Here is a 22,514-nt window from a genome sequence, read left to right on the forward strand (position 1 = left end):
TGGACGTGAAGCTTGCGCCACACTGTTCGCGCGGACTTTCGCTGGTCAGCCTGGGAACAGGTTGAAGCATGATGTTGGACCAAGCCCACTTTGCGCGATATGCCCAACCTCTGGACGGCGGTCATGAAAAACGAGAAGATCTTTGTAACGAGGCCCAGTCTGCCGCCGCTCGAGGAATTCATTCCATCGCTGGAAGCGATCTGGAACAACCGCATCCTGACCAATGGCGGACCATTTCATCAGCAATTGGAGCAGGAACTCTGCAGCCATCTCGGTGTGAAGCATATCAGTCTGTTCTCCAACGCCACCGTTGCGTTGCTGACTGCACTTCAGGCACTCCGCATCACCGGCGAGGTCATCACCACGCCTTATTCCTTCGTGGCCACCTCGCATTCGCTTCTCTGGAACGGCGTGAAACCCGTCTTCGTCGATATCGACCCGGTGACGCTCAATCTCGATCCGGCAAAGATCGAGGCGGCGATCACGCAACAGACGACGGCGATCATGCCGGTGCATTGCTACGGCCACCCTTGCGACGTCGACGCGATCCAGAAGATCGCCGATCTCTACAATCTCAAGGTCATCTATGACGCCGCCCATGCCTTCGGCGTGGAAGACGAGCGGGGAAGCGTTCTCAACCACGGCGACCTTTCCGTCCTGAGCTTCCATGCGACGAAGGTCTTCAACACATTCGAAGGCGGGGCGATCATCTGCCCGGACGCGAAGACGAAGACCCGGATCGACCAGCTGAAGAACTTCGGTTACGTCGATGAAGTGACCGTGGTGGCGCCGGGCACGAACGGCAAGATGAGCGAATTCAACGCCGCGCTCGGCCTGCTGCAACTGAAATACATCAAACTCGCGCTCGAACGCCGCGAGGTGATCGACCGCGCCTATCGCGAGCGGCTTCGCGGCGTTGCAGGCATCGAATGCCTGGACCGTTCCGGCGAGACCGTCTCCAACTTCTCCTATTTCCCGATCCTCGTACGCCCTGGCTATCCCATCTCGCGCGACGGACTGTATGAAAGGTTGAAGGAGAACGGCATTCACCCGCGCCGCTACTTCTATCCGCTGATTTCGAGCTTCTCGATGTATCGCAGTCTGCCGTCCGCGCAGCCATCGAACCTGCCGGTCGCAACCGAATCCGCCCAGCAGGTGCTCTGCCTTCCCATTTATCCGGACATGGAGATGGAGATCGTCGACAAGGTCTGCGCGCTCATTGCTTCATTGAGCACAGGTGCTTTCACCGCAAGTAGGGATATATGAGATGAAACTGGCTATCATGCAGCCATATTTCTTCCCCTATATTGGCTACTTTCAGCTAATCCACGCGGTCGACAAATTTGTTGTCTACGACAACATAAAATATACAAAAAAGGGTTGGATTAATCGTAACCGCATACTGCGGAATGGAGTAGATTTCACATTTTCTCTACCAATCAAGGCCGCGTCGGACAGCTTAGATATATGCGACCGCACGCTGTCGACAGAGTTTGATCGCAATAAGCTAGTGAATCAAATTCAAGGCGCCTATCGACGTGCACCATTTTTTTCACATGCTTTTCCAATGATAGAACAGGCAATTCGCTTCCAAGACAGCAACCTCTATTCCTACATATTCAATTCAATCACGAAAATCTGCGATTATCTCGACATCAAGACAGAATTCATCGTCTCTTCCAAAATGACAATAGATCACGGTCTTAGGGCAGAGACAAAGGTTTTGGCTCTATGTGAAGAGGCCGGTGCAAGCGTCTATATAAACGCAATCGGGGGAGTGGAACTTTATTCGCGCGAAACGTTCAATGCGCGTGACATCGACCTGAAATTCATCAAATCGAAGCCTTTCGAATATCCCCAGTTTGGAGCGGAATTCATGCCTTGGTTATCGATCATCGACGTGATCATGTTCAACTCAGCCGAGAGTATCCAGACGAAGATACTCAACGAATATGAGCTTATTTAGCCGTAGTCGCGGCGAGGGTGCCTCACTCGGCAGTCCGGACTCCATCAAGAAATCCAGTCGGTGACGTAGATGTTTAAATGGCAAAAGCTGGGCAAGGTGTTCACGCCGCAAGATGTGACGGATCGCCCGTGGCTCAAGGAGTTTGCTCAGGCGCCAGCAACCCTGATTTTCGATGATTTTGTGCGCGTATACTTTTCCTGCCGGCCACCGGCAGACGAAGCCGGGCAATATGTGTCGCATTCCGCTTATATCGACGTGGACAGAGCTGATTTGTTCAAAGTCAGGCACATCAGCGAACGTCCCGTCCTGGAATTAGGTGGCCTTGGTGAATTTGACCAATTTGGTACCTATCCGATTTCCGTAGCAAGAGATGGCGATATCGTTCGGGCTTACTATGCCGGCTGGACTCGTTGCGAGTCCGTGCCTTTCAACGTCGGTATAGGCCTGGCATTAAGTACCGATGAAGGTCGAACCTTCGTGAAGGCAGGTCGTGGACCAGTGCTGCCATATTCGCCCGATGAGCCGTTTGTTTTGAGCGGTCCCAAAATCCGGCGCTTTAACAATACCTGGTACCTCTTTTACATCGCTGGCTCCAAGTGGAAGATAGCCGACGGGCGCGCTGAGCCTGTCTACAAAATAAGGCTCGCTACATCGGAAGACGGCATCCGTTGGACAAAGCTAAATAGAAACCTGATCAACAGCGTTGTCGAAGCTGACGAAGCACAGGCCAGCCCCGATGTGATTTTTGCCGGGGGGAAATACCACATGTTCTTCTGTTACCGGTATAGCACGAATTATAGAGGTAAAGAAAAAGGCTATCGAATCGGCTATGCGTCGAGCGTTGATCTGATCAACTGGCATCGCGACGATGCCAAGGCCGGCCTAACTGTATCGGATACGGGATGGGACAACGAGATGGTCAGCTATCCGCACGTCTTTGAGTTCGATGGCAAGACCTACATGGCTTATCTCGGCAATCAGGTCGGTCGCAATGGCTTCGGTCTTGCTATTCTCGACGGAAAGCTGGGTGACGTATGACGAAGATGCGCTGGAAGAAGTTAGGCAAGATCTTCGATCCCACCCGCCATCAGCTACCGGCAGGATGTGTCGAATATGCGCAGTCACCTCAAGCACTCGTTTTCGACGACTTTATCCGAATATACTTCTCAACTCGCGCCGTTGACACGAATGGCAAATACCTCAGCCATATCGCTTTCGTTGATATGGATAAGACAATGGATCGGATTGTTCGAGTTTCCGACCGGCCCGTTATAGAGCTTGGGAAACTAGGCTGTTTCGACGAGCACGGCATCTTTCCCATGAACGTGATACGACATGAAGGAAAGATCTACGGCTACTCGTGCGGTTGGAATCGAAGGGTTGCGGTATCGGTTGATACTGCAATCGGCCTCACCGTCAGTGATGACGACGGGTTGTCGTTCAAGAGGATCGGCGACGGGCCAGTTTTGTCTGCGTCGCTCGGCGAGCCTTGCTTGGTCGGCGATGGCTTCGTAAAGCTCATCAACGGCGCCTTCCACATGTGGTACATTTTCGGAACTGGATGGAAAGTATATTCCTCCGAAGCCGCGCCAGACCGCACCTATAAAATCGGTCACGCAACATCCCGGGATGGCATCAATTGGCAGAAGGAAGAAGCCCGACAGATTATCGCTGATCGGCTTGGTCCAGATGAAAGCCAGGCTTTACCTACGGTCATCGAGATCGAGGGGCGCCATCATATGTTCTTTTGCTACCGGCAATCGTCAGATTTTCGCACGAATAAAAGCCGTGGCTATCAAATCGGCCACGCCTGTTCGGACGACCTGATTAACTGGTCGCGCGATGACGTCGAACTAGCAATCGAAGGAACATGCGGCGAGTGGGATTCTGACATGCTTTGCTATCCGCATGTATTTGAGTCAGACGGTGCTATTTACCTTTTGTACAATGGAAACCAGTTCGGCCGGTATGGATTCGGCGCCGCGATCTTGGAGCGGACCGCTTGACCCCAAATTGGAGCCGCAACTTCGCTTCGGTAGGCGAGATAGCCCGACACTTGAATGAGTGTGGCGGGAATTTTGCAACTGGGCTCAGTGCAAGAATCGACATTGAGATCTATGCGCAGAAAATTCTTCTAAATGCCGAGCGCTTCGAGGCATGGTCGAACGGCATTTTAGTCGGATTCTTGGCTATGTATTGCAACGACGACAAGCAGAAGTCGGCATTCATTACGAATGTGAGCGTGCTTGAGGATTGGCGAGGCCGTGGAATAGCGGGGACGTTGCTTGAGCAATGCATCACTCACGCAGACGAAAAAGGCTTCGACACAATACGCCTTGAAGTAGAGGCAGCGAATGTGGCCGCAGTCGCAGTCTACGGAAAATTTGGGTTTGTGCCGTTGGGTGGCGGGCAGTCAACACTCATGATGAAGCTGGATTTGGGGGCAAAAAAGTGACCGACAGGCGTGACTATAACAATGAAATAAAAGACACGAGTGATCATCGTTATGCTTACAATTTCGATTTCGATGTAATGCATCATTATATGCTGAAGTCCTTTATTCCATTCTTTCGTCGGGGGAGTTTACTTGAGCTTGGAAGTTTTCGAGGCGATTTCACAAAACGAGTGATGCCGCATTTTGACGACATCACCTGCGTCGAAGCATCCGACGAGGCGATAGCCATAGCGAAACGCGATCTAGGCGACGGGCTGATATTTATCAACGACGTATTCGAAGGCGTGACGTTGCCCAAGCGCTATGACAATATTCTGCTGACGCACGTTCTCGAGCATCTGGATGATCCTGTAAGAGTGCTTAGACGCGTCAACGAGGAATGGTTGTCGGAAGGTGGTAGGCTCTTCTTGGTTTGCCCAAATGCGAACGCTCCATCACGTCAGATCGCGGTCAAAATGGGTTTGATACGTCACAATTCGGCTATAACGCGAGCGGAGTTGGAACACGGTCACCGGATCACATACTCGTTGGACACCTTGGAGCGTGATGCTAAATTGGCGGGACTAAATGTGGTGCATCGCTCTGGCATTTTCTTCAAAGCGTTGGCCAATTTTCAGTGGGATCGGCTGTTGCAGACCGACATTATCTCCAGCGAATATCTCGAGGGATGCTATCAACTGGGACAAATCTATCCCGATCTTTGCGCCAGTATTTTCCTTATGTGCGAAGCTGGCGGGACGCGGTAATTGCGTCCAACTCCAATCTTCTTAAGTCCGGAGGGTATCGATGCCGCGTGTATCGATCTGTATTCCCGCATATAACCCTGATTATTTCGAGTTATGCCTTCGAAGTGCGCTGGCCCAAAGCTTTGTCGATGTTGAAATTCTTGTGTCCGACGACTGCCCGACCGATGCAATCAAGGTAATATGTGAGAAATATGACCCGTTTGTTCAATATAGCCGTAATGCGAATCCCGGGCCGGAGAGCAACGTGCGTCGACTGGTGGAGATTGCGAACGGCGAATACATAAAATTCCTGTTCGATGATGACGTGCTCCATCCTTTTTGCGTACAATTCCTGTTGGAGGCACTCGATGTGACAAAGGATAGAAATACGCGCCTTGCGTTTTCTCCACGCCATCTGATCGACGAGCGAAATCATACGACTGGTTTCGTCAACCATTTCAACGCTTCCGGAGACGGCCTAAAAATGGTTTCCGGCCGTGATTTCCTAAGATTGACGGCCCTCAATCATGCGAATCTTGTTGGGGAGTACACAACGGCGTTATTTCGGAAGGCGGACGCATTTGATAGCGATGGACAATTCCGATTGTATCGCATGGAAGGTGATCTCTTCCGAGGCTTGATTGACCTGTCGGCGTGGGTTGAATTGGCTCAACTCGGCGATTTCGTCATCCATCCCACGCCGCTCTCGTACTTTAGGCGCCATGAGAAAGCCACGTCGAACCCGCAGATCAACTGGAAGTTCATCTATGCGATCACCTATTATGAGGACGTGCTTAATCTTGCCTTTGAAAAAGGCTATTTGCCAGCAAGCGATTTGCCTGCGTCATATCGCAACCTGCTGAATACCTACCGTTATTGGCAGAATTCATTCCCGCAGCTTAATGCAAGAATTGCACAGATCGAAGATGCATTGACATAGAGCTAGAATGGCACGCCCTAGGGGAGTCGAACCCCTCTTCCCAGAATGAAAATCTGGTGTCCTAACCGATAGACGAAGGGCGCTTCCTTCGCGGTGGCGCTCTTATAGTCAGCACATTTGTGCACCGCAAGCGGCAAAATGCGAAAATGCAGATTTTTTCGAGGCTTGTGGAAAAGCCGGTGTTCGCGCCGGCGTTCCGTGTGCCACCCGATTTTGAATTGATATAAATCAGCGCGATAGCCGCGTTGCGGCAGGCCGATCCGGAAATCATCCTGCATCTGGCCGCGCAACCCTTGGTCCGCACTGGAATGACGTCTCCGCGGGCGACAGGCCGCGCGAAATGCCCCCCGGCTCGGCCTCGATCCGTCGCGGGCGGCTGCGCTTCTCGGCTGTAGCCCCGGTTCAGCCAGCCCGAAGAAGTGCCGCGAGACCCCCTGGTGTGACGGCTGGCGGAACGGTGGAACGCTTTGGAGCTTACCCGCAGCCGGATCAATGCTTTCGTGAACGGCCTGTAATTCCGATGACGTATCATTGCCGTTTCTGCCGCGCGTCCCTTGCGACGGTCGTTGCCGATCTTGGGCAGACGCCATAGTCGAATCCCTTTCTGCCGTGGAATCTCGAAAGCAAGATCACCTCGGCGCGGGGCGGACGTTTCGTCGTCGCCATCCCGCCAGGAAGGTTCAGAAACCGCTTGTTGACGGGACCCGCCAGGCTCAAGAGGCTGGCGCGCTGCACGCGCGTGGTACGCCCTAGGGGAATCGAACCCCTCTTTACAGAATGAGAATCTGTCGTCCTAACCGATAGACGAAGGGCGCGTTGCGTCGGCTGCAAATAGGAACGCGCAGCCGCTTTCGCAAGCGTACTGATAAATAGACAAAATGGAAATAAAAAGTGGCACGCCCTAGGGGAGTCGAACCCCTCTTCCCAGAATGAAAATCTGGTGTCCTAACCGATAGACGAAGGGCGCTTCCTTCGTGGTGGCGCCCTTATAGTCAGGCGCTTTGGATCCCGCAAGCGGGAATTTCGGATTTCTTTCAAAAAAATGACAGGAAATCAGAGCCTGTGTGGGAGGCCGATTATCCGAGCTGAATCAATAGGCTGCCGACTATTCCTATAACGGGATGCTGCGGCGTTGCCGCAACTTGATGCGGGAAGCCGCGCTGCCGTCAGATGGCTCTTGCGTTCGGTGTCCTGGTACGTCCGGCGCCACAGCTCCAGTTCCAGTCACGGCTTTTACCAGTGTCGAGATGGACCGATTCGGTGTGGCAATAGGTGCCGACGCCGCCGCGGTTCGGCAGCGATCGGATAAAGGCGGCGATATCCCATTTGGACACGCCGTCGATCTTGATATCGGCGGCATCGCAGGTCTTGTGCATCGATTCTTCGGCGCCGCCGACCATGCGGTTACGCCCCGCGTCGCGATATCCGGAGGTGACGATGACCGGCTTGCCGAAATGGGTTTCGACCGCCTTGATGACATTGAGCATCCCGGGCTTAAAGCAGCCGACTTCGACATTGCCATTCTGGATGTGCAGGCCGTTCGGTGCCACGCGCGTCATGCCCGGCAGAGACGCCTTCTCAAGGAGCCCGGCGAGGCCGCCGACGAGGTTCTGCTTCGGAGCGGCATAGAGCGCATTCATCGACCCGCCTTGCAGGTTACCCGTCGCGAGCGATGTCGTCTGATAGGCAGGTGCAAGCCTTGTGCTGGTTTTTTCGGAGGATTGCTGCGGCAGAAGCATCTCGCCGCCCTGTGCCGGCTGGGCGGGCGGCGGCGCGCTGAAGACGCTGCTGCGCGCGGCATCGATGCCCTGAACGGGTGCATAGGCGTTGGCGTCCGCCGGCTGTATGATCGTTGAGGTCGTGTTGTTCTGCGGCCTCGCCGGTTGGGCGGAAAAGATGCTCATGGCGTTCGCATTGATGCGGCTTGGCTGCATCGCCAAGCCGCCGATATTGGCGGGCTGCGTGGCCGGGCCGGCGGACATGGTGGCGGCGTCGGTATCCTGCGCTGCCGCCGTCTGCTGCGCGTTCGACACATTCGTGACCATCGGATCACGATAGGCGCCGTTGGCGGTTTTGCCCGGCGTGTTCCCGGCAAGCTGCTCGGCTGAAGGATCGGCAGCCACGGCAGCTGCGGAATCGAGGGCCTTCTGGTTCGAGACGCAGCCCGACAGCGCAACCGCGGCAACAGCGATGAGAAGCGCGCCCGTGGCGGGCATCCGCTTTTGGAGAATGAGCAAGCGACGGTCTCCGTTGGTGCGGAGAACGATTCAACCGTGTCGTCTTCCGCTTCGAGTCGGCCGGAGAGTGCCTACCGGGCGGGCTTGCGGCAAGCGCGAAGCGGGCGCGGCGGCCCGAAATCGCAAAAACCACAAGCCTCGCAAAAGCCTCAGCTTACCAGGCGCCGGTATTGCCCATCGAAAGCCACGGCTCGGCCTCCGGAAGGCTGCCGTTCTTCTGCAGGATTTCGACGGAAATCCCATCCGGCGAACGAACGAAGGCCATGCGGCCGTCGCGTGGTGGACGGTTGATGGTGATGTCATTGTCCATCAGATGCCGGCAGGTCGCATAGATGTCGTCGACCTCGTAGGCGAGGTGGCCGAAGTTGCGTCCGCCGGTATATTCCTCGGGATCCCAATTGTAGGTAAGTTCGAGGCAGGGGGCGCCATTTTTCTCTGCATTTGTGATATCCTCGTTTGCGGCGAGGAAAACCAGGGTAAAACGGCCGCTTTCGTTTTCGGAGCGCCGGATTTCCTTCAGGCCGAACAGCGTGCAGTAGAAATGCAGGGAGGCATCCAGATCCTTCACGCGGATCATAGTGTGGAGATAACGCATTCTATTTCCTCTCTAAAATGTGGGAGCTGCTTCGTTATGTGGCGGGGGGTCAGCTTCGGGCAAGGCATGCGACTAAAATGAGCAGTTGGGAATAACCGAAAACAGGACTTGCGCTTATCCGTTACCAAGATGTTAATCTTGATTTCAAGAATCAGTTAACCGTAACAGTGTGACGCGTATTGAGGGGCTGGCGACATGGCTGACAGGATTTCATCGAAGGAATTCACCGATATCGACGAGCTGTCCGGGGATGCCGTCGACCTCGTTGAAATCACCGGTGTCGTCAAGTGGTTCGATGTCGCCAAGGGCTTCGGCTTCATTGTCCCGGACAACGGCATGCAGGATGTCCTGTTGCACGTAACCTGCCTTCGCCGCGACGGTTACCAGACGATCCTCGAGGGCACGCGCATCGTCGCGCTGATCCAACGCCGCGAGCGCGGCTATCAGGCCTTCAAGATTCTCTCCATGGACCAGTCGACCGCCGTCCATCCGTCACAGCTGCCGCCGGTGCGCACCCACGTACAGGTCACCCCGACGAGCGGCCTCGAGCGGGCACTGGTGAAGTGGTTCAACCGCACGAAGGGCTTCGGCTTCTTGACGCGCGGCGAGGGTACGGAAGATATCTTCGTGCATATGGAAACGCTTCGCCGCTTTGGCCTGACGGAGCTTCGCCCCGGCCAGGTCGTCCTCGTCCGCTACGGCGATGGCGACAAGGGCCTGATGGCAGCCGAAATCCACCCGGATATGCCAAGCCCGGCAAGCCGGTCGCACTGATGCCTCGCGGCATGGCAATGCAGGCCATCAAAGGCGCCTTTCTGGCGCTTTTTTTCATCCTGGCCGTCTCCGCCTTTGCCCAGCAGCAACCGCATTTCGACAAGGAGCCGTTGGTGATCCAGACTGCCTCCGGCAGGATGCTGAATTTCACGGTGGAGATTGCCGCCAGCAATGAGCAGCGGCAGTACGGCCTGATGTTCCGCAAGGAAATGGCCGAGGATGCCGGAATGATCTTCGACTTCGGCCAGCCGCGGCGGGTGACCATGTGGATGGAGAACACCATCTTGCCGCTCGACATGCTCTTCATCGATAGCGGCGGCACCATCCGCCACATCAAGGAAAATGCCGTGCCCTATTCGAGGGCGATCATTGATTCGATGGGTGAGGTGAAATACGTCGTCGAGCTGAATGCCGGCATCGTCAGGAAATTCGAAATCAAGGTCGGCGACAAGGTCGCAAGCGCCACGGTGACGAGGAAAAAGTAGCGGCGCGCCGAAGCGTCCGCCCGATCTCTCTTAGAATTACTGCTTTCTCACCGGTTTGGCCTTGGCCTGGATCAGTCGCTCCATGAACAGCGCCATCTTGCGCTTGATGGTGCCGTAGGTGCCGAGTTCGAAGTCGCAGTGATAGCAGGTGATGATGTCGCTATCGAGCGGCTGCGGGCGCGGAAAGTTCATCCGGGTCTTGCCGCACTTGGGGCAGGGGACTTCAACTTGCATTTACGGCTCCTGCGCAGGGCCATTGGCCGTCTGCGAAGACAACATTTTTTGAAAGGATGGTCGGAGTGGAGAGATTCGAACTCCCGACCCTCTGGTCCCAAACCAGATGCGCTACCAGACTGCGCTACACTCCGTGAGAGGGGGCAATACACGCTTCACCCCGGCCCCGCAATATCTAATTCGCGTCTTCCCCGTCTTCAACACGGCATTGTCGTTTCAATCACCAAGCCCTCCGGCGGGCTGGATCCTGGCTTGCGGCGCAAGCATTCCCCTCAGTTGGCTTTTTTCTTGAAAGTGGAGGGATTCGCGGCTAAGCAAAATTCATCTCTTCGCGTTATAGAGGCGATGAAGACCATTCCGGAGACGGGGTGGAAGGGTAAGTTACAGCGGGTCAGGCCCGCATATCCGGAGGCGTGCAGCTGATGTCTGCCAAGATCTACCGTCCAGCCAAGACCGCCATGCAGTCCGGCAAGGCGAAGACGCATCTTTGGGTGCTTGAATTCGATCAGGAGCAGCCGCGCAAGATCGATCCCATTATGGGCTACACGTCCTCCGGCGATATGCGCCAGCAGGTGAGGCTGACCTTCGAGACGCAGGAACTGGCGGAAGCCTATGCCAAGCGCAACGGCATCGAATACCGCGTGATCGCGCCGAAGGAACCTGCTCGCCAGACAGTCGCTTATCCTGATAATTTCCGCTATACCCGCACGCAGCCCTGGACGCATTGAGCGCTCAGGCATGCCGCTTCTCGCCGCTGCACGGACGCAGAGGCCGGATGGCCCCTTAGCTCAGCTGGATAGAGCACCTGCCTTCTAAGCAGGTTGTCGCAGGTTCGAGTCCTGCAGGGGTCGCCAAACCATATTTGTCCATACCGGAGACATAGGTAACAAAACGTACCTAACACATGGGTGACAACCTCGTGCCGAACGGGTTGTCGATGGTTTGCAAGGTCCTCTGCTCCAGGTCGATATATCCCAGATCATAATGCATGAAGCTGACGAGCCAAATGCCGTCGTCGACTTCCTTGAGCCCCAGTTTCTGGCCGGCCAGCACGGTCGATATGTTGATCTTCTTGCGATAGATGCAGATGCGGCCGCAATTGGTCACCAGCGCATCCCGATCATGGAAGGGGTAGTCGATCTCCGGCAGGCCCTGATAGAGGCGTGACGAAGCGGCGTAGAGATCTGCCGGCACCTTCATGTTGAGCGCCTCGTGCGGCCGCTCCTGATTGAATTCGCTGACGAAAGCATCGAAGCGGGCCTGCTGCTGGAGGATGTTTTTGCCGGGTGGTCTGGTCGCCTCTTTCTTCAGCGTCAGGTGCATGCGCTCATGCCGGCCGTTTTGTTGGGGACGGCCCGGCCTGATGCGCTCCAGCGTGATCCCGAGCCTCAGCCACCACACCGACAGTTTAGACAGATTGTAGAGCCCGTTTGGACTGGCGAAAGGCAAGCCGTTGTCGCTGCGGATCGCGATGGGCAAGCCGTATTCTGCAAAGAGCCGGCCGAACGCGTCGAAGACAGCCCGTTCTCGCGTCGACTCAAAGGCTTCGCAGGCGAGAAGATAACGTGACGCCTGGTCGGTGATCGTCAATGGGTAACAGTATTGACCATTGCCAAGTTTGAACTCGCCCTTGAAGTCGGCACACCAAAGATCGTTCGGCAGTAATGCCTGTGACAAGGCTGTCCCTTCGGCTCGATGTCGTTGCCGCTTGCGGGCATGGGCGACCAGACCATGTCGATCGAGAACGGCATGCACCGTACTCTTCGACGGCACGCGCACATCGCCGGCCAGGCGCTTCACCAAAAGCTCCCTGATCTTCCTGGCACCCCAATGCGGCTTGTCTTCTTGCACGAGACGATCATCGCCTCGACCGGCTCAGGCAGCTGGTTGGCATAACGCACCGGCCGTCGAGACCGATCCGTCAGCGCCTCCAGGCCGTCGTCCTTATAGCGATTGAAGATTTTGTAGCCGGTCTTGCGCGAGATGCCGAATGCACGGCACACATCGCTCATGCCTTCGCCCTCCAGTAGCCGGGCGACAAATCGTAGACGTTCCTCCATCACGAAGTCTCTTTCCACGGCATCAACACCTCCCGCCAAAAAGCGAAAAGTGTTACCCATGTCTCCGGTACGAAACGTCACCTATCTCTCAGGCCGGGCAATTCCAAGTTATTGATTTTATTATAGGTGCGACCACGTAGGGCCAAAGCTGCGACCTACATTCTGTTCGACAGGCGTTCCGACGCGCCTCGCGCCAACTTCTTCTTGTCGGCTTCCTTCGTATAGATTTCGGCCATCGCCAAGCGCGACCAGCCAAACATTGCCATCAGCTCGTGAGCCGTTGCGCCTTCGTCGGCGGCTATCGTTGCTCCCGCCTTGCGCAACCCATGCGTTCTGCACTCTACCGGCAATCCCGCTGCCGATAGCCGGAATGGATGCAGCGTTCAATGGCTGCTTCGGGTGCTGCCTGACGCCCGCAACTCCACCGTCACCTTCTCCCGGCATCCGTTACCTCCTAGTTTGGCGCGGCGGCTGCGGTTTCGCCCGGCGGCAAGATCCGGAACATAAAGGTCGAAACCTTCTCCCCTGGCTTGAAAGGACCAGGTACCTGATGGCTTACCGGTTTCAGGCTTTGAAGGAATGCTGCAATCGATGTCACGTCTTCTTTGGTGAGCTGCGCGAATGCATGCCACGGCATGATTGGCGCCAGGGCGCGACCGTCGGGCCGTTGCCCGGTCTGAATCGCAGTCACGATCTGATCCCTGGTCCAGCTGCCGATGCCGGTCTCCTTATCAGACGTAATGTTGGGGCTGACGAAAACACCTTCCCCCGGGATTTCAAAACCGACATCCGAGCCGCCCAGAAATCGCGAGCTGTCCGGTTTTCCGAAGAAATATCCCGGTGTGTGGCAGTCGTTGCAGCCGCCGATCGTGACGAGATATTCGCCGCGCGCAATGTGCGTATCGTCGGCAGCCGCTGCCATGGACGGCTGAAGACCCAATGCAGAGGCGGCTAAAAACGCGAACCGAGCGCTCAATCGAAACATCTTACCCTCCGTGACTTACCTCACAACTGGAAACGAACTGAATAACACGACGAACCTGCTCTATATATTAGCCATTTGGAATTATCGATTGCGCAGAAGAGGTCCGCTATTTCAGGCAGCGTCACGACCATTCAGGAGGATCTTCCGGAAATGCGAAAGGTCACCGATGATGTTCAGCGTTGGAAGCTGATGGGGATCGGCGCGCTTGCCGACATCGGCATCGGCGGCGCAGACGCGATCCGGCGGATAGGGCGATTATTCTTGGACGGTAGTGCCATACGACGAAGGCCTACCTCGTCGCCACTAGCGTTTACTAGTCAACAAGAGACCTAGGATACTCGGGGGCGGGCGGCGCGCAAACCTCATCGAGCCTCCCCACGATGGCACCCGGCGAACTCATGCCGGAACTGACGAGGGCGATGGCCTGCGTTAGCGCAGCCTGGCCGTGTTCGCTTTTGACATCGACATGATTTCTCTCTGACCAACGGCCGACTACGGACGTTATCAGTTCAATCTCATCATCGGTAAAGGAAATTAATTCGAAAAGAGACATAGCAGCTCTCCTATTTCAGGCAAGAGCAGATCGTCTCTCAAGCGGCCCGGGGCACCCGGTTGAAATTGTCGGACCGATAAATAAGAATACGCTTAAATGCCCCATAAGGCAAACGAAGCCATCTTTTTGTTTGTCCAGCGCCGGCCGCATGGGAGTCTTCGAAGGTCAACCGGACTGCCGAACGTGTAAGTTGCCGGCACAGCCGGCGCTCCTTCGCCTTCACATTCGCTCCTTCATTAAAAAAGAGCCCCGCCGAAGCGGGGCTAGTTGTTGACGTCGGAGAGGAACGTCGGATGACGTGACGTTCAAAAGATGAACGCCTGATAGGGATCATGGTTTCGGTACGCAAACAGACCGATGCGCGAAGAATTGAGGCGGACCGCACGGCCACGTGCAAGGGGCTAAAGCACGGTTACAGGAGATTTGGCAGCGCGATCCATTCCGCCGAACATCCGAGGCGGTTGAATGTTCCTACTCGTCCGCTTCAAACTCCCGATCAGCAATTTCATCATCAAGGACCTGTGCCGAATTCATCGTGAACCTCGCGGGATACCCCGGCGTTCAGGCCGGGGGGAACGCGAGAGCGGCCTTGGGCCGCTTCCCGCTGGGATTTGACATATTCGGCGATCACCGAGAGCGGTGCGCCGCCACAGCTTGCCGCAAAGGAGGACGGCGACCACAAAACGCCCTTGTGGTAGCGCCCGGTGATTTCCGGGCGGCTCTCGCGCAAACGTCGGCTGGATACGCCGTTTAGGCTGTTGACCAGCTTCGACAGGGCGATCTTCGGAGGGTCATGCACCCGCAGGGGAACATGATCGTCCTCGCCGTCGCATTCGATCAATTCGGCCTCGACGTCGCGACACAGCTTGGCGAAGATGCGCCGCAGGTCGCGGATTGCCGGTTCTGACAGAACGTCACGGCGGTATTCGTGACAAAGACCAAATGACCATGGAGCATGTAGACGACATGCCTGCCGGTGCGATCCACGGTTGCGCTCCTTGGAGCAATTGATAGAATCGTAACATGATCCACCGCGCTTTCCGCTACAAGCTCGCTCCGACCGCCGAACAGGAAGTCCTGTTGCGGCAGTTCGCGGGGGTTGTGCGGCTGGTCTATAATCTGGCGCTGGAGCAGCGCAGGGACTGGTGGCGGCATTACCGGCGGCAGACCGGGAACCGCTTGAACGACATCGCCCAGGCGCGGGAATTGACCGCACTGCGGGCCGCGTTCGACTGGATTACCGCCGTGCATGTGACGCCCCAGCAGCAGGCCCTGCGCGATCTGGATAAGGCGTATGCCAACTTCTTGGCCGGGCGCGCAGGATATCCCTCGCGGCCCGCAAGAAGGGCGTGAACGGCGCCTTCCGCTTTCAGGGGCGGGAGATCGAGGTCAAGCGCCTGAACGGCAAGTGGTCCGCCGCGCGCCTTCCCAAGATCGGCTGGGTGAAGTTCCGCGACACGCGGCGCCTGCGTGGCAAGACCATGAATGTGACGGTGAGCCTGGCGGCGAACGGCTGGCACATCGCCTTCGCCTGCGAAATCGACCATGCCGTCCCGCAAAACGATTTGCCCGCCGTGGGGATCGACCGGGGCGTGGCGAACACGCTGACGCTTTCGACCGGGGAGCATTGGTGGATGCCTGCCGGCCTTGCGGAGATCGAGCGCAGGAAGCGCAGGGCACAGCGCGTTCTGGCGCGGCGCAAGCGCGGGTCGAGCCGCCACGCCAAGGCCCGCCGCCGCGTTGCAGCCTTGCAGGCCGGTGCTGCCCGCATCCGGCAGGATTGGCGGCACAAGGCCAGTCTTGATATCGCCCGTCGCTTCGCAACGGTCGTGCTGGAAGACCTCGCCACGCGCGAAACGCGGCCATTGGGAGCCAAGGGAGGGAAACGTGTGCAATCTCTACGAGATGCTGAGCAACCAAGAGGCAATCCGCTCGATCGCCCGGCGATGATCGACAGCACCGGCTCACTAATGGAAAGGACCGGAGGCGACTGGTCCAAGACGGCTCAAGATCTGACGCGCGACCTGACGCGCGCTGGGTTTAGCTGCAATCCAAGGACGAAGGCTTTTAATTGCGTTCGCCTCGGATGCAAGAAAAGGCTCCTTGGACAGGCTCTTCTTCAATGGCAAGTTGGAGTGAAGCCGGATCGCGAGCGAGGCGTAACATACGCGCCTTCCTTCATAGACTACGGATGGCTGCTGAAATGCGTGCCCGACAAAGATCTAAATATGGCTGAACAGCGATTCTACGCGGAGAACCGGTCGATTAACATCTTCCCCCGCTTGAAAGCGGGGGATTTCCAGCGTGTTTGAAATTCTGAGGCAGCTCGCGAGCCGAGAAGCAAAAGACAAGATAGGTGTCGCGCGGCGGACGACGAGCTTGCCGAAATCGGACCATTGGCATGATGCACATGTATGGCACGATCCTGGCCACGTCCTGGCGCGTCATGTTCTTCGGTCGTGCTTCCCGCCAACACTCGACGCCAAAGGCAAGAAGAACTGGAAGGCTTGCAGTCGTGGCTGAATGCGAGTGCCGGGCATCACCTTGCCGCCGCAGAAGACAATCGCCCACAACCCGCCGAGGCCTTTGCATTGGCCATCTGCTGGCGCGGCACAAAGCTCCATGTACGGCGGTACGAAGCCGCGTTCATGGCGCTCCTGCAGCAGCGGAACGAGAGGAGCGCGGCATAAGGGAGCGCTTGAACTCACTTCATCGTCGGCGGAAACTCTTTTGGAGGCGGGGTTGGATTCGGAATTTCTTCCGGCGGCAAATCCGGAATGGGCTCTTCGATGGGCGGTTCGGGAACATCGGGCGGCCGATCCGGAACCGGCCTAGGCTTTGGGCTTGGCGTCGGCTCAGGCGGAATGGTCGTCATGGAGGGCTCCTTCTATGGTCCCAAACCATTCCAGCGTTGATTTGTTCCTGCGACCGTCAGTGAACGACAGTGATCACCGGAATGCCAGCTTCCTCGGCCGCTCGGATGAGTGCAGATCTCGCCTCTGCCGGCGACGTCGTTCCGTGCAACGCCTCCAAACACGTCTTAACGGCCACGAGGTATTCCTCGCCATCGTCGAGGGGCCAAGACGCGAACAGGGCGTCTGCAGCGTCTCCCAGCGACTTCACCAACCTGTATTTTTCAGAGCCATTCATCACCAGCATCAGCGGCGCGAACGCTCCGAATTTGTGCCAGTTCATTACACTTGAACTCCTAGCGCCAAACACATTAGTAACTGTGCAAGAGTCGTGCCGTTCGAGGTGGCAGCATGAACGTCTACCGTGACGGGCAGGTTCTTGGCAGTGTTAGCGCCCAAGATGGACACGTCACCCGAAGTAGAAAAACGATCGTTCTTAATTCCAGGTTGGCAGTGGTCTCGTCGGCTTCCCCCGCGAAACCGAGCTCAACAGGAGGCTTGATGCCTCCACCCCTCAAGTTCGCTGCGATCGTAGACAATGCTAGCCAGTTAAATGCTTGAATGGGAAGGTGTCAGACGACTGTTGACATTCATCGGACGGCCAACAGACCTGCTCTCAGGCATTCGAAAGAGCCATTACGCAGCTATCGGGCGATGCAAGGCCGCGCGACAGGGCCTTTACATGAACTGGATACCCGGCCCTTTTAAATCGGATCATTTGAAAGCGGGCGGGGTGGGCTCCGTGGCGGACATCCAGTGTACCCACACACGGACCCCGCGATCCTTCAGTGTACCGTGTCTTCAACGGGTGGAAAGTGGCTATTGCATCAGCGGCGGCGAGGGAGGATTGTCGACTAGGTCAGTGTACACAGGGGGCATTCGAATGGCCGCTTATCTTATCGCAGACATAGAAGTCCACGACGCTCAGGCGTATGAGGAATACAAGAAGAGGGCGTCGTCGACGGTCAAGCAGTTCGGTGGGCGCTACCTGGCTCGTGGCGGAGACCAGGAGGTCCTTGAAGGAAGTTGGATGCCAACGAGGCTTGTCCTGCTGGAGTTTCCTGACATGGCGACGCTGCAGGCATGGTACAGCTCAAGCGAGTACGCCATCGCCAAGCCGTTCCGCCTCGCCAATGCATGCAGCTGTTTAGTCGCCTTGGAGGGCGTGTGAACACCGCGTGCTTGCAAGACTTGCTTTTCCCTCTGCGCCATTGATCTGCCGCGTTCGAAGCAATGCAGCGGTAGTATCCGCATCGAAATACGAGCCGCGACCTTCGTCGATTGCGGCCAAAGGTCCCGAAGTGGCACAATCCGGAAGTGGACCGGACCGTCTACCCCTGAACCCAGAGTGGCCATTGAACTGCATTCGAATCTTGCACTGTGCAAGCTAGGGGAATGGCAGGCCCCCGAGAACGGGTGCACATCCCTAAGGCCCGCTACTGGGACGCAGAGCACCGATCGACTGGTTCAACCGTTGCGACAATGCGCTCTATCGCCGCTGCTAGGGAGATCGTGCCGCGCCGGTTCTCGCTGCCGTCCTGGCGCATGAACAGGCCGTTGGCGATGCCCTCATACATACCGAGAAGCGCGTCCGCCACCTCGGCGGGCACGCCTTCCTCGGCAAGAAGCGCGACGCGACCCTCCGGCGGGACGAGCATCGGCACCACCGGGCGGTCGAGAACCTCCGCGAAGGCCGATGCCACATCACCGGCGCTCCAGTCTTCCGGTCCGGCCAGTTCCACGACGCGCTTCCCGGTCCAGTCCTCGCAGAGCAGGGCTGCCGCGGTGCGCCCGACATCGATCGTGCTCACCATTGGAATCTCCTGAGAGGGTTCGAGGAAGGTCGGGAGCAGTCCTTCGGACACGGCGGTTCCTGCCACCTCGCTCCACGTCTCGACAAAATAGGCTGATCGCAGGAAGGCGGTCGCCGGTGCCACGCCGGCAAGCCGCGCCTCGAACCTGTTGAGGGTGGCGATGACGCCAGTGCCCGAAGCATGCTGCGCTCCGATCGACGACAGGACAACGGCCTTGGACAGATGCGCCCGCCGTGCTGCCTCGACAAGCGTAGCACCGAGTTCGTCCGTGCGTGCATACGGATCACCGCTCACCGGCGGGGGATTGAGCAGGAACGCGCCCGACGCGCCTTTCAGTGCATCGGCCAAGGCCTCGGTATCCTCGATGTTCGCGACGGCGACCGCCGCGCCGAGAGCCGTCCATTTTTCACCCTGTTCCGGGTGACGCACGACGACACGCACGGCCTCGCCGTGTTCGATGAGGGCGCGCGCTGTCTCGCCACCAGCGCGCCCATTTGCTCCAAGCACAACATACATGACTTCTTCTCCGTCATTGGTTGGTCGATCGAAAGACGATAGACGGGGGATTTCCATGCGTCCAATGCATGATGTATATAGTCAGTATGCGTGAAATGGATTTACGTCAGATCGATCTCAACCTGCTGGTGGCGCTCGATGCGCTGCTGGCCGAAATGAACGTCACACGGGCAGCCCACCGGCTTGGCATGAGCCAGCCGGCCGCAAGCCGTGCTTTGGGGCGATTGCGCGCGCTGTTTGCGGACGCGCTCCTGGTCAACGGGCCGGGCGGTTACCTCCTCAGCGCCCGCGCTGAGGAGGTGCGCCCCGTTTTGCGCCGGATACTGGCCGGCATCGGCGAGATGCTGGAGGCGAATCCGTTCGATCCCGCGACGGCGATGGGTCAAGTTCGGCTCCTGATGCCCGATCTTCAGGCCGCCGCGCTCGCGCCGCATTTGCTCGCCCGCCTCGCACGCGAGGCACCGTCCCTTGATCTTGACATTGTCGCGCCGGGCGCGAACGGAATCGAAGCGCTGGAGCACGATGACGCGGATGCGATGGTGGCGCTGATCGACGAAGCACCCGCCGGCATCCGCCGCCGCCGCCTCTATGACGAACAACTTGTGACATTGATGCGCGCGGATCATCCGGCCGCTGTCGGGAAACTCACGCTCGACCGCTTTCTGGCGCTTGAGCATATCGTGGTCAGTGTCACCGGCGTCGGGCCTGCGCCCGTCGATGAGGTGCTTGCGCTCATGGGGCGGAAGCGAAGGGTGAAGCTGCGCGTGCCGAACTTCTTTGCAGCGGTGGAGATAGCCGCCCGCTCAGACCTGATCATGACCCTGCCGTCGAGCCTGGCGCGATCCGCCGCCGACATGAGGCGCTTCGTGTCGCGGCCGCCGCCCCTTGATCTTGGGAGCTTCACGATGAGTCTCGCCTGGCACGCGCGTCAGCAGGACACTCCCAGGCACATCTGGTTGAGGCGCGCCATTGTCGCGGCGGCGGCGGATATGTCATCGGCCGCTGAATCGCACCGCTGAGTCCGCGTTCGAGACCTGATGGCGGGCACCTTTCGGCCCCGAAGCAGTCAGCCAATCCACCGCCCGATTTGGGTGTGGTGGCTGCCGAGTTGAAGGTAGCATATCCATAAAAGATTCGCTTTGCAGCCGGTGCTTGCTATCCTCGCCGGCCTACAGCCGCATTGGAGAGCCATCATGTTCATTAAAACGATCGAACCCGATGAGGCAACGGGCGAAATCGCATCGCTTTACGATGCCGAGAAAAAATCAATGGGCCGCGTGATGCAGGCGACGCAATGCTGGTCCGCCCGCCCCGACGTTATTGTTCCAATTGAGAACTTGCTGCATCAGATACGAGATGGCTTTTCACTCGGTCTCTTGAACTTTCGACTGATCACCTTCGTTGCGGCCCAGCATGTCCCTTCAAGCTACTGCTCTCACGTATACTTCCGCGGCCTTTCTGAGATGCTCGGCAGGGAGCAGGCGCTGGCGGTTCGAAGAGATTACCGGAACGCCGGACTTGACGATCAGCAGGTCGAGATGCTCGCCTACGCGGAGCAGATTACCCGCGATGCATCGCAGATAACCGAAGCCAATATTCAGCGGCTGCGGGAACGCGGCTTCACCGATGCCAACATAGCCGACGTCGCATTGGCCGCCTCGTTCCGCAGCTTCATGAGCCGCTATTTCGATGCGGTGGGTGCCACGGTCGAGCCTGAGTTTCTCGATGACGATCCAGCGGTCAGAGAAGAAATGGCAATCGGTCGAAAGTAGTACGCAAATGGGATAGCCTGGCACTGGCTCGCGATTGATGCTGGGGCTGCTTTTGGCGCGCTTTGCGGCCGACCCGACTGCTGAATGTTCGGTACCGCTATGTCACCTTGTCAGGCAGGTGTGACGGTCCGTCCGGTTGAATTCCGGACGAACCTCTTTGTGTCAGCCTTGGCGATTGGGCGACAGCCAGTGGCGATGGAGTGCCTCCACGTCGCCGCTGTCAAGATTGGCATCGCCTTCCTCAACTGGGCATCAGACCAATCCCACCACTTCATTTCGAGCAGCAGTTCAATTTTCCTATCCTCGAAACGCTTGCGGATTGGTTTGGCGGGATTGCCTCCAACTATGGTGTACGGCTCGACATCACGTGTTACCACTGCACGCGTTCCGAGCAATGCTCCATCGCCAACTTTGACACCAGGCATGACGACAACCTCAGAGCCGATCCAGACATCGTTGCCGACCACGGTGTCGCCGCCTGGCAGGTATCCGTTTTCCGCGCCGCTGAATTCGGGTACCTCCGGCATCCAGAAAAACGGAAACGTGCTGATCCATTCATGACGGTGCCCCTGATTACCTGCCATAATGAAGGCAGTGCCCGACCCGATTGAGCAGAAGCTCCCGATTACGAGCTTATCGGCTCCCACTTCGTCCAAACGGTAGCGGGCGCAATCGTCAAAGCTGTGGCCATGGTAGTAGCCCGAATAATAGCTGTATCGCCCAACGATTATGTTGGGATTTGTGACCTGCTTGTCGAGCGTAATGCCCTTGAAAGGGCTTTCAAAATAGTTGTTCATCGATGTTCTCTCTACATACGCTTCCTGATCGCTTGCGCCATGGCAAACGGATGCAAGGCGAGAAGCCGTTCAGACTCTCGCTGAGCTCCTCGCGTTAGCGCGGGAGCACGATGTAGGGGGTACTCGATGCGTTGATCATGCCGACTTCATATCGCAAAAACTGGTGTAAGCCAACGACGGCAATTAGCGCGAAGCCGCCAAGGTACCAAGGCCTTCTATCACCCCTTGGTCGGCTGGGACCTCAAACTATCGCGGGAGGGAACCAGCCTCGTACATCTCCCCGTACTGGTCGCTCGGGGGGATCGGCTTGATGATATCGATAAGGACCCCATTCGGGTCGGCTGTTATAAAATGCCTCTGGCCAAATTCCTCATCCCGAAGCTCAAGACGGATGGGCAGGCCCGCTTTCAACAGCCTCTGATATGATCCGTCTACGTCCTCAACCTCGAAATTGAGTAGCAACCCCGACGCTTTGCCTCGAGCCCCTTCTGGGATCGTGCTGTGACTGCCGTCGAGCACAGCCAGGGCCACATGTTCGCTGTCTTTGGACTGCAGATGAACATACCAATCTGCTGAAAACTGCGCTTCGAAGCCAAAGTGTTCGATGTAGAAGGCTGCTGTCGCGGCGACGTCGTCCGTCATAATGACCGGGTAGTAGCTCGTTGTCTTCATGGCTTTCGCTCCTGATCAACAT

25 protein-coding genes, 5 tRNA genes and 3 pseudogenes are annotated in these 22,514 nt (G+C 57.3%); 17 read left to right on the forward strand and 16 right to left on the reverse strand.

Annotated features, from left to right (window positions below; genetic code table 11):
- The first annotated feature begins 123 nt into the window (after positions 1-123).
- The 7 genes from ISN39_RS07205 to ISN39_RS07235 all read left to right on the forward strand — a co-directional run bounded on the left by ISN39_RS07205 (position 124) and on the right by ISN39_RS07235 (position 6,086).
- Positions 124-1,266 (forward strand): DegT/DnrJ/EryC1/StrS family aminotransferase, encoded by a 1,143-nt coding sequence (locus ISN39_RS07205; RefSeq protein WP_194729603.1) that lies wholly within the window; start codon positions 124-126, stop codon positions 1,264-1,266.
- Position 1,267: 1 nt separating this feature from the next.
- The gene (locus ISN39_RS07210; RefSeq protein WP_194729604.1) at positions 1,268-1,966 is read left to right on the forward strand and encodes a WbqC family protein; all 699 of its coding nucleotides are present in this window, start codon (positions 1,268-1,270) and stop codon (positions 1,964-1,966) included.
- 69 nt (positions 1,967-2,035) lie between these two features.
- On the forward strand, positions 2,036-3,004 hold the full coding sequence (locus ISN39_RS07215) for a glycosylase (RefSeq protein WP_194729605.1): 969 nt from the start codon (positions 2,036-2,038) through the stop codon (positions 3,002-3,004).
- Positions 3,001-3,972, forward strand: a complete 972-nt coding sequence (locus ISN39_RS07220) for a hypothetical protein (RefSeq protein WP_194729606.1) — start codon at positions 3,001-3,003, stop codon at positions 3,970-3,972. Before ISN39_RS07215 ends, ISN39_RS07220 begins: the two co-directional genes overlap by 4 nt.
- Positions 3,969-4,421, forward strand: coding sequence for a GNAT family N-acetyltransferase (locus tag ISN39_RS07225; protein ID WP_194729607.1), 453 nt, complete (start codon positions 3,969-3,971; stop codon positions 4,419-4,421). The genes ISN39_RS07220 and ISN39_RS07225 overlap by 4 nt, the downstream gene beginning before the upstream one ends.
- Positions 4,418-5,167: a class I SAM-dependent methyltransferase gene (locus ISN39_RS07230; RefSeq protein WP_194729608.1), complete on the forward strand. Its 750-nt coding sequence runs from the start codon at positions 4,418-4,420 to the stop codon at positions 5,165-5,167. The genes ISN39_RS07225 and ISN39_RS07230 overlap by 4 nt, the downstream gene beginning before the upstream one ends.
- A gap of 40 nt (positions 5,168-5,207) precedes the next feature.
- The gene (locus ISN39_RS07235) at positions 5,208-6,086 is read left to right on the forward strand and encodes a glycosyltransferase family 2 protein (protein WP_194729609.1); all 879 of its coding nucleotides are present in this window, start codon (positions 5,208-5,210) and stop codon (positions 6,084-6,086) included.
- A gap of 8 nt (positions 6,087-6,094) precedes the next feature.
- Here the strand turns inward: ISN39_RS07235 and ISN39_RS07240 are convergent.
- The 5 genes from ISN39_RS07240 to ISN39_RS07260 form a co-directional block, all read right to left on the reverse strand.
- Positions 6,095-6,169: transfer RNA gene (locus tag ISN39_RS07240), tRNA-Glu, on the reverse strand.
- Between the two features lie 657 nt (positions 6,170-6,826).
- Positions 6,827-6,901 (reverse strand) — tRNA-Glu (locus ISN39_RS07245).
- Between the two features lie 77 nt (positions 6,902-6,978).
- Positions 6,979-7,053, reverse strand: a tRNA-Glu gene (locus ISN39_RS07250).
- A 199-nt stretch (positions 7,054-7,252) separates the two neighbouring features.
- Positions 7,253-8,323, reverse strand: a complete 1,071-nt coding sequence (locus ISN39_RS07255) for a D-Ala-D-Ala carboxypeptidase family metallohydrolase (protein ID WP_194729610.1) — start codon at positions 8,321-8,323, stop codon at positions 7,253-7,255.
- 154 nt (positions 8,324-8,477) lie between these two features.
- Entirely contained in the window at positions 8,478-8,918 is a 441-nt protein-coding gene (locus ISN39_RS07260) for a VOC family protein (RefSeq protein WP_194729611.1), read from the reverse strand.
- A 195-nt stretch (positions 8,919-9,113) separates the two neighbouring features.
- On the opposite strand from ISN39_RS07260, the gene ISN39_RS07265 reads away from it, so the two are divergent.
- Positions 9,114-9,692 carry a cold-shock protein gene (locus ISN39_RS07265; RefSeq protein ID WP_022715433.1) on the forward strand — a complete coding sequence of 193 codons (579 nt, stop codon included), beginning with the start codon at positions 9,114-9,116 and terminating at the stop codon, positions 9,690-9,692.
- 11 nt (positions 9,693-9,703) lie between these two features.
- Positions 9,704-10,177 (forward strand): DUF192 domain-containing protein, encoded by a 474-nt coding sequence (locus tag ISN39_RS07270; protein WP_156886409.1) that lies wholly within the window; start codon positions 9,704-9,706, stop codon positions 10,175-10,177.
- 36 nt (positions 10,178-10,213) lie between these two features.
- Here the strand turns inward: ISN39_RS07270 and ISN39_RS07275 are convergent, their stop codons facing one another.
- Positions 10,214-10,411: a hypothetical protein gene (locus ISN39_RS07275; protein WP_132552593.1), complete on the reverse strand. Its 198-nt coding sequence runs from the start codon at positions 10,409-10,411 to the stop codon at positions 10,214-10,216.
- A 57-nt stretch (positions 10,412-10,468) separates the two neighbouring features.
- A tRNA-Pro gene (locus ISN39_RS07280) sits at positions 10,469-10,545 on the reverse strand.
- Positions 10,546-10,833: 288 nt separating this feature from the next.
- Between ISN39_RS07280 and ISN39_RS07285 the strand changes: the two genes are divergently transcribed.
- Entirely contained in the window at positions 10,834-11,139 is a 306-nt protein-coding gene (locus ISN39_RS07285; RefSeq protein WP_194729612.1) for an ETC complex I subunit, read from the forward strand.
- 49 nt (positions 11,140-11,188) lie between these two features.
- Positions 11,189-11,265: transfer RNA gene (locus ISN39_RS07290), tRNA-Arg, on the forward strand.
- Between the two features lie 43 nt (positions 11,266-11,308).
- On the opposite strand, the pseudogene ISN39_RS07295 reads toward ISN39_RS07290, so the two are convergent.
- The 3 genes and pseudogenes from ISN39_RS07295 to ISN39_RS07305 all read right to left on the reverse strand — a co-directional run bounded on the left by ISN39_RS07295 (position 11,309) and on the right by ISN39_RS07305 (position 13,456).
- A pseudogene (locus ISN39_RS07295) lies at positions 11,309-12,494 on the reverse strand (IS481 family transposase).
- A 132-nt stretch (positions 12,495-12,626) separates the two neighbouring features.
- Complete coding sequence (locus tag ISN39_RS07300; RefSeq protein WP_348651969.1) at positions 12,627-12,821, reverse strand: tyrosine-type recombinase/integrase; 195 nt, start codon at positions 12,819-12,821, stop codon at positions 12,627-12,629.
- 104 nt (positions 12,822-12,925) lie between these two features.
- Positions 12,926-13,456, reverse strand: coding sequence for a cytochrome c (locus ISN39_RS07305; protein ID WP_194729613.1), 531 nt, complete (start codon positions 13,454-13,456; stop codon positions 12,926-12,928).
- Positions 13,457-13,531: 75 nt separating this feature from the next.
- Between ISN39_RS07305 and ISN39_RS07310 the strand changes: the two genes are divergently transcribed.
- The gene (locus ISN39_RS07310) at positions 13,532-13,789 is read left to right on the forward strand and encodes a DUF1515 family protein (protein ID WP_281438309.1); all 258 of its coding nucleotides are present in this window, start codon (positions 13,532-13,534) and stop codon (positions 13,787-13,789) included.
- Here the strand turns inward: ISN39_RS07310 and ISN39_RS07315 are convergent.
- Positions 13,770-14,009 (reverse strand): hypothetical protein, encoded by a 240-nt coding sequence (locus ISN39_RS07315; RefSeq protein WP_194729614.1) that lies wholly within the window; start codon positions 14,007-14,009, stop codon positions 13,770-13,772. The two genes, ISN39_RS07310 and ISN39_RS07315, sit on opposite strands and share 20 nt — an antisense overlap.
- A 601-nt stretch (positions 14,010-14,610) precedes the next feature.
- A pseudogene (gene tnpA / locus ISN39_RS07320) lies at positions 14,611-14,966 on the reverse strand (IS200/IS605 family transposase); the annotation flags it as partial.
- Positions 14,967-15,032: 66 nt separating this feature from the next.
- Between tnpA and ISN39_RS07325 the strand changes: the two are divergent.
- On the forward strand, positions 15,033-15,362 hold the full coding sequence (locus tag ISN39_RS07325; protein WP_194729615.1) for a helix-turn-helix domain-containing protein: 330 nt from the start codon (positions 15,033-15,035) through the stop codon (positions 15,360-15,362).
- Complete coding sequence (locus ISN39_RS07330) at positions 15,359-16,321, forward strand: transposase (RefSeq protein WP_194729616.1); 963 nt, start codon at positions 15,359-15,361, stop codon at positions 16,319-16,321. The genes ISN39_RS07325 and ISN39_RS07330 overlap by 4 nt, the downstream gene beginning before the upstream one ends.
- A gap of 619 nt (positions 16,322-16,940) precedes the next feature.
- On the opposite strand, the gene ISN39_RS07335 is transcribed toward ISN39_RS07330, so the two are convergent.
- Complete coding sequence (locus tag ISN39_RS07335; protein WP_074067933.1) at positions 16,941-17,204, reverse strand: DUF982 domain-containing protein; 264 nt, start codon at positions 17,202-17,204, stop codon at positions 16,941-16,943.
- A 600-nt stretch (positions 17,205-17,804) separates the two neighbouring features.
- On the opposite strand from ISN39_RS07335, the gene ISN39_RS07340 reads away from it, so the two are divergent.
- The gene (locus ISN39_RS07340; protein WP_194729617.1) at positions 17,805-18,092 is read left to right on the forward strand and encodes a DUF1330 domain-containing protein; all 288 of its coding nucleotides are present in this window, start codon (positions 17,805-17,807) and stop codon (positions 18,090-18,092) included.
- A 265-nt stretch (positions 18,093-18,357) separates the two neighbouring features.
- On the opposite strand, the gene ISN39_RS07345 is transcribed toward ISN39_RS07340, so the two are convergent.
- Complete coding sequence (locus ISN39_RS07345; protein WP_194729618.1) at positions 18,358-19,251, reverse strand: NAD(P)H-binding protein; 894 nt, start codon at positions 19,249-19,251, stop codon at positions 18,358-18,360.
- Between the two features lie 86 nt (positions 19,252-19,337).
- Between ISN39_RS07345 and ISN39_RS07350 the strand changes: the two genes are divergently transcribed.
- Positions 19,338-20,270: a LysR family transcriptional regulator gene (locus ISN39_RS07350; RefSeq protein ID WP_194730125.1), complete on the forward strand. Its 933-nt coding sequence runs from the start codon at positions 19,338-19,340 to the stop codon at positions 20,268-20,270.
- Positions 20,271-20,444: 174 nt separating this feature from the next.
- The gene (locus tag ISN39_RS07355) at positions 20,445-21,023 is read left to right on the forward strand and encodes an alkylhydroperoxidase (protein WP_194729619.1); all 579 of its coding nucleotides are present in this window, start codon (positions 20,445-20,447) and stop codon (positions 21,021-21,023) included.
- Between the two features lie 162 nt (positions 21,024-21,185).
- Here the strand turns inward: ISN39_RS07355 and catB are convergent.
- Both catB and ISN39_RS07365 read right to left on the reverse strand, forming a co-directional pair.
- Positions 21,186-21,820: pseudogene (catB, locus tag ISN39_RS07360) on the reverse strand (type B chloramphenicol O-acetyltransferase).
- 246 nt (positions 21,821-22,066) lie between these two features.
- Positions 22,067-22,492, reverse strand: a complete 426-nt coding sequence (locus ISN39_RS07365) for a VOC family protein (RefSeq protein WP_074067875.1) — start codon at positions 22,490-22,492, stop codon at positions 22,067-22,069.
- Between the last annotated feature and the right edge of the window lie 22 nt (positions 22,493-22,514).

Source organism: Rhizobium sp. 007 (assembly GCF_015353075.1).
Lineage (GTDB): Bacteria > Pseudomonadota > Alphaproteobacteria > Rhizobiales > Rhizobiaceae > Rhizobium.

What these genes read in the sequence shown, in the direction of transcription:
- ISN39_RS07205 (WP_194729603.1), top strand. Translation starts at nt 124, where the DNA reads ATGAAAAACGAGAAGATCTTTGTAACGAGGCCCAGTCTGCCGCCGCTC.
- ISN39_RS07210 (WP_194729604.1), top strand. Translation starts at nt 1,268, where the DNA reads ATGAAACTGGCTATCATGCAGCCATATTTCTTCCCCTATATTGGCTAC.
- ISN39_RS07215 (WP_194729605.1), top strand. Translation starts at nt 2,036, where the DNA reads ATGTTTAAATGGCAAAAGCTGGGCAAGGTGTTCACGCCGCAAGATGTG.
- ISN39_RS07220 (WP_194729606.1), top strand. Translation starts at nt 3,001, where the DNA reads ATGACGAAGATGCGCTGGAAGAAGTTAGGCAAGATCTTCGATCCCACC.
- ISN39_RS07235 (WP_194729609.1), top strand. Translation starts at nt 5,208, where the DNA reads ATGCCGCGTGTATCGATCTGTATTCCCGCATATAACCCTGATTATTTC.
- ISN39_RS07260 (WP_194729611.1), bottom strand. Translation starts at nt 8,918, where the DNA reads ATGCGTTATCTCCACACTATGATCCGCGTGAAGGATCTGGATGCCTCC.
- ISN39_RS07265 (WP_022715433.1), top strand. Translation starts at nt 9,114, where the DNA reads ATGGCTGACAGGATTTCATCGAAGGAATTCACCGATATCGACGAGCTG.
- ISN39_RS07270 (WP_156886409.1), top strand. Translation starts at nt 9,704, where the DNA reads ATGGCAATGCAGGCCATCAAAGGCGCCTTTCTGGCGCTTTTTTTCATC.
- ISN39_RS07275 (WP_132552593.1), bottom strand. Translation starts at nt 10,411, where the DNA reads ATGCAAGTTGAAGTCCCCTGCCCCAAGTGCGGCAAGACCCGGATGAAC.
- ISN39_RS07285 (WP_194729612.1), top strand. Translation starts at nt 10,834, where the DNA reads ATGTCTGCCAAGATCTACCGTCCAGCCAAGACCGCCATGCAGTCCGGC.
- ISN39_RS07305 (WP_194729613.1), bottom strand. Translation starts at nt 13,456, where the DNA reads ATGTTTCGATTGAGCGCTCGGTTCGCGTTTTTAGCCGCCTCTGCATTG.
- ISN39_RS07315 (WP_194729614.1), bottom strand. Translation starts at nt 14,009, where the DNA reads ATGTCTCTTTTCGAATTAATTTCCTTTACCGATGATGAGATTGAACTG.
- ISN39_RS07325 (WP_194729615.1), top strand. Translation starts at nt 15,033, where the DNA reads ATGATCCACCGCGCTTTCCGCTACAAGCTCGCTCCGACCGCCGAACAG.
- ISN39_RS07335 (WP_074067933.1), bottom strand. Translation starts at nt 17,204, where the DNA reads ATGAACTGGCACAAATTCGGAGCGTTCGCGCCGCTGATGCTGGTGATG.
- ISN39_RS07340 (WP_194729617.1), top strand. Translation starts at nt 17,805, where the DNA reads ATGGCCGCTTATCTTATCGCAGACATAGAAGTCCACGACGCTCAGGCG.
- ISN39_RS07345 (WP_194729618.1), bottom strand. Translation starts at nt 19,251, where the DNA reads ATGTATGTTGTGCTTGGAGCAAATGGGCGCGCTGGTGGCGAGACAGCG.
- ISN39_RS07350 (WP_194730125.1), top strand. Translation starts at nt 19,338, where the DNA reads ATGCGTGAAATGGATTTACGTCAGATCGATCTCAACCTGCTGGTGGCG.
- ISN39_RS07355 (WP_194729619.1), top strand. Translation starts at nt 20,445, where the DNA reads ATGTTCATTAAAACGATCGAACCCGATGAGGCAACGGGCGAAATCGCA.
- ISN39_RS07365 (WP_074067875.1), bottom strand. Translation starts at nt 22,492, where the DNA reads ATGAAGACAACGAGCTACTACCCGGTCATTATGACGGACGACGTCGCC.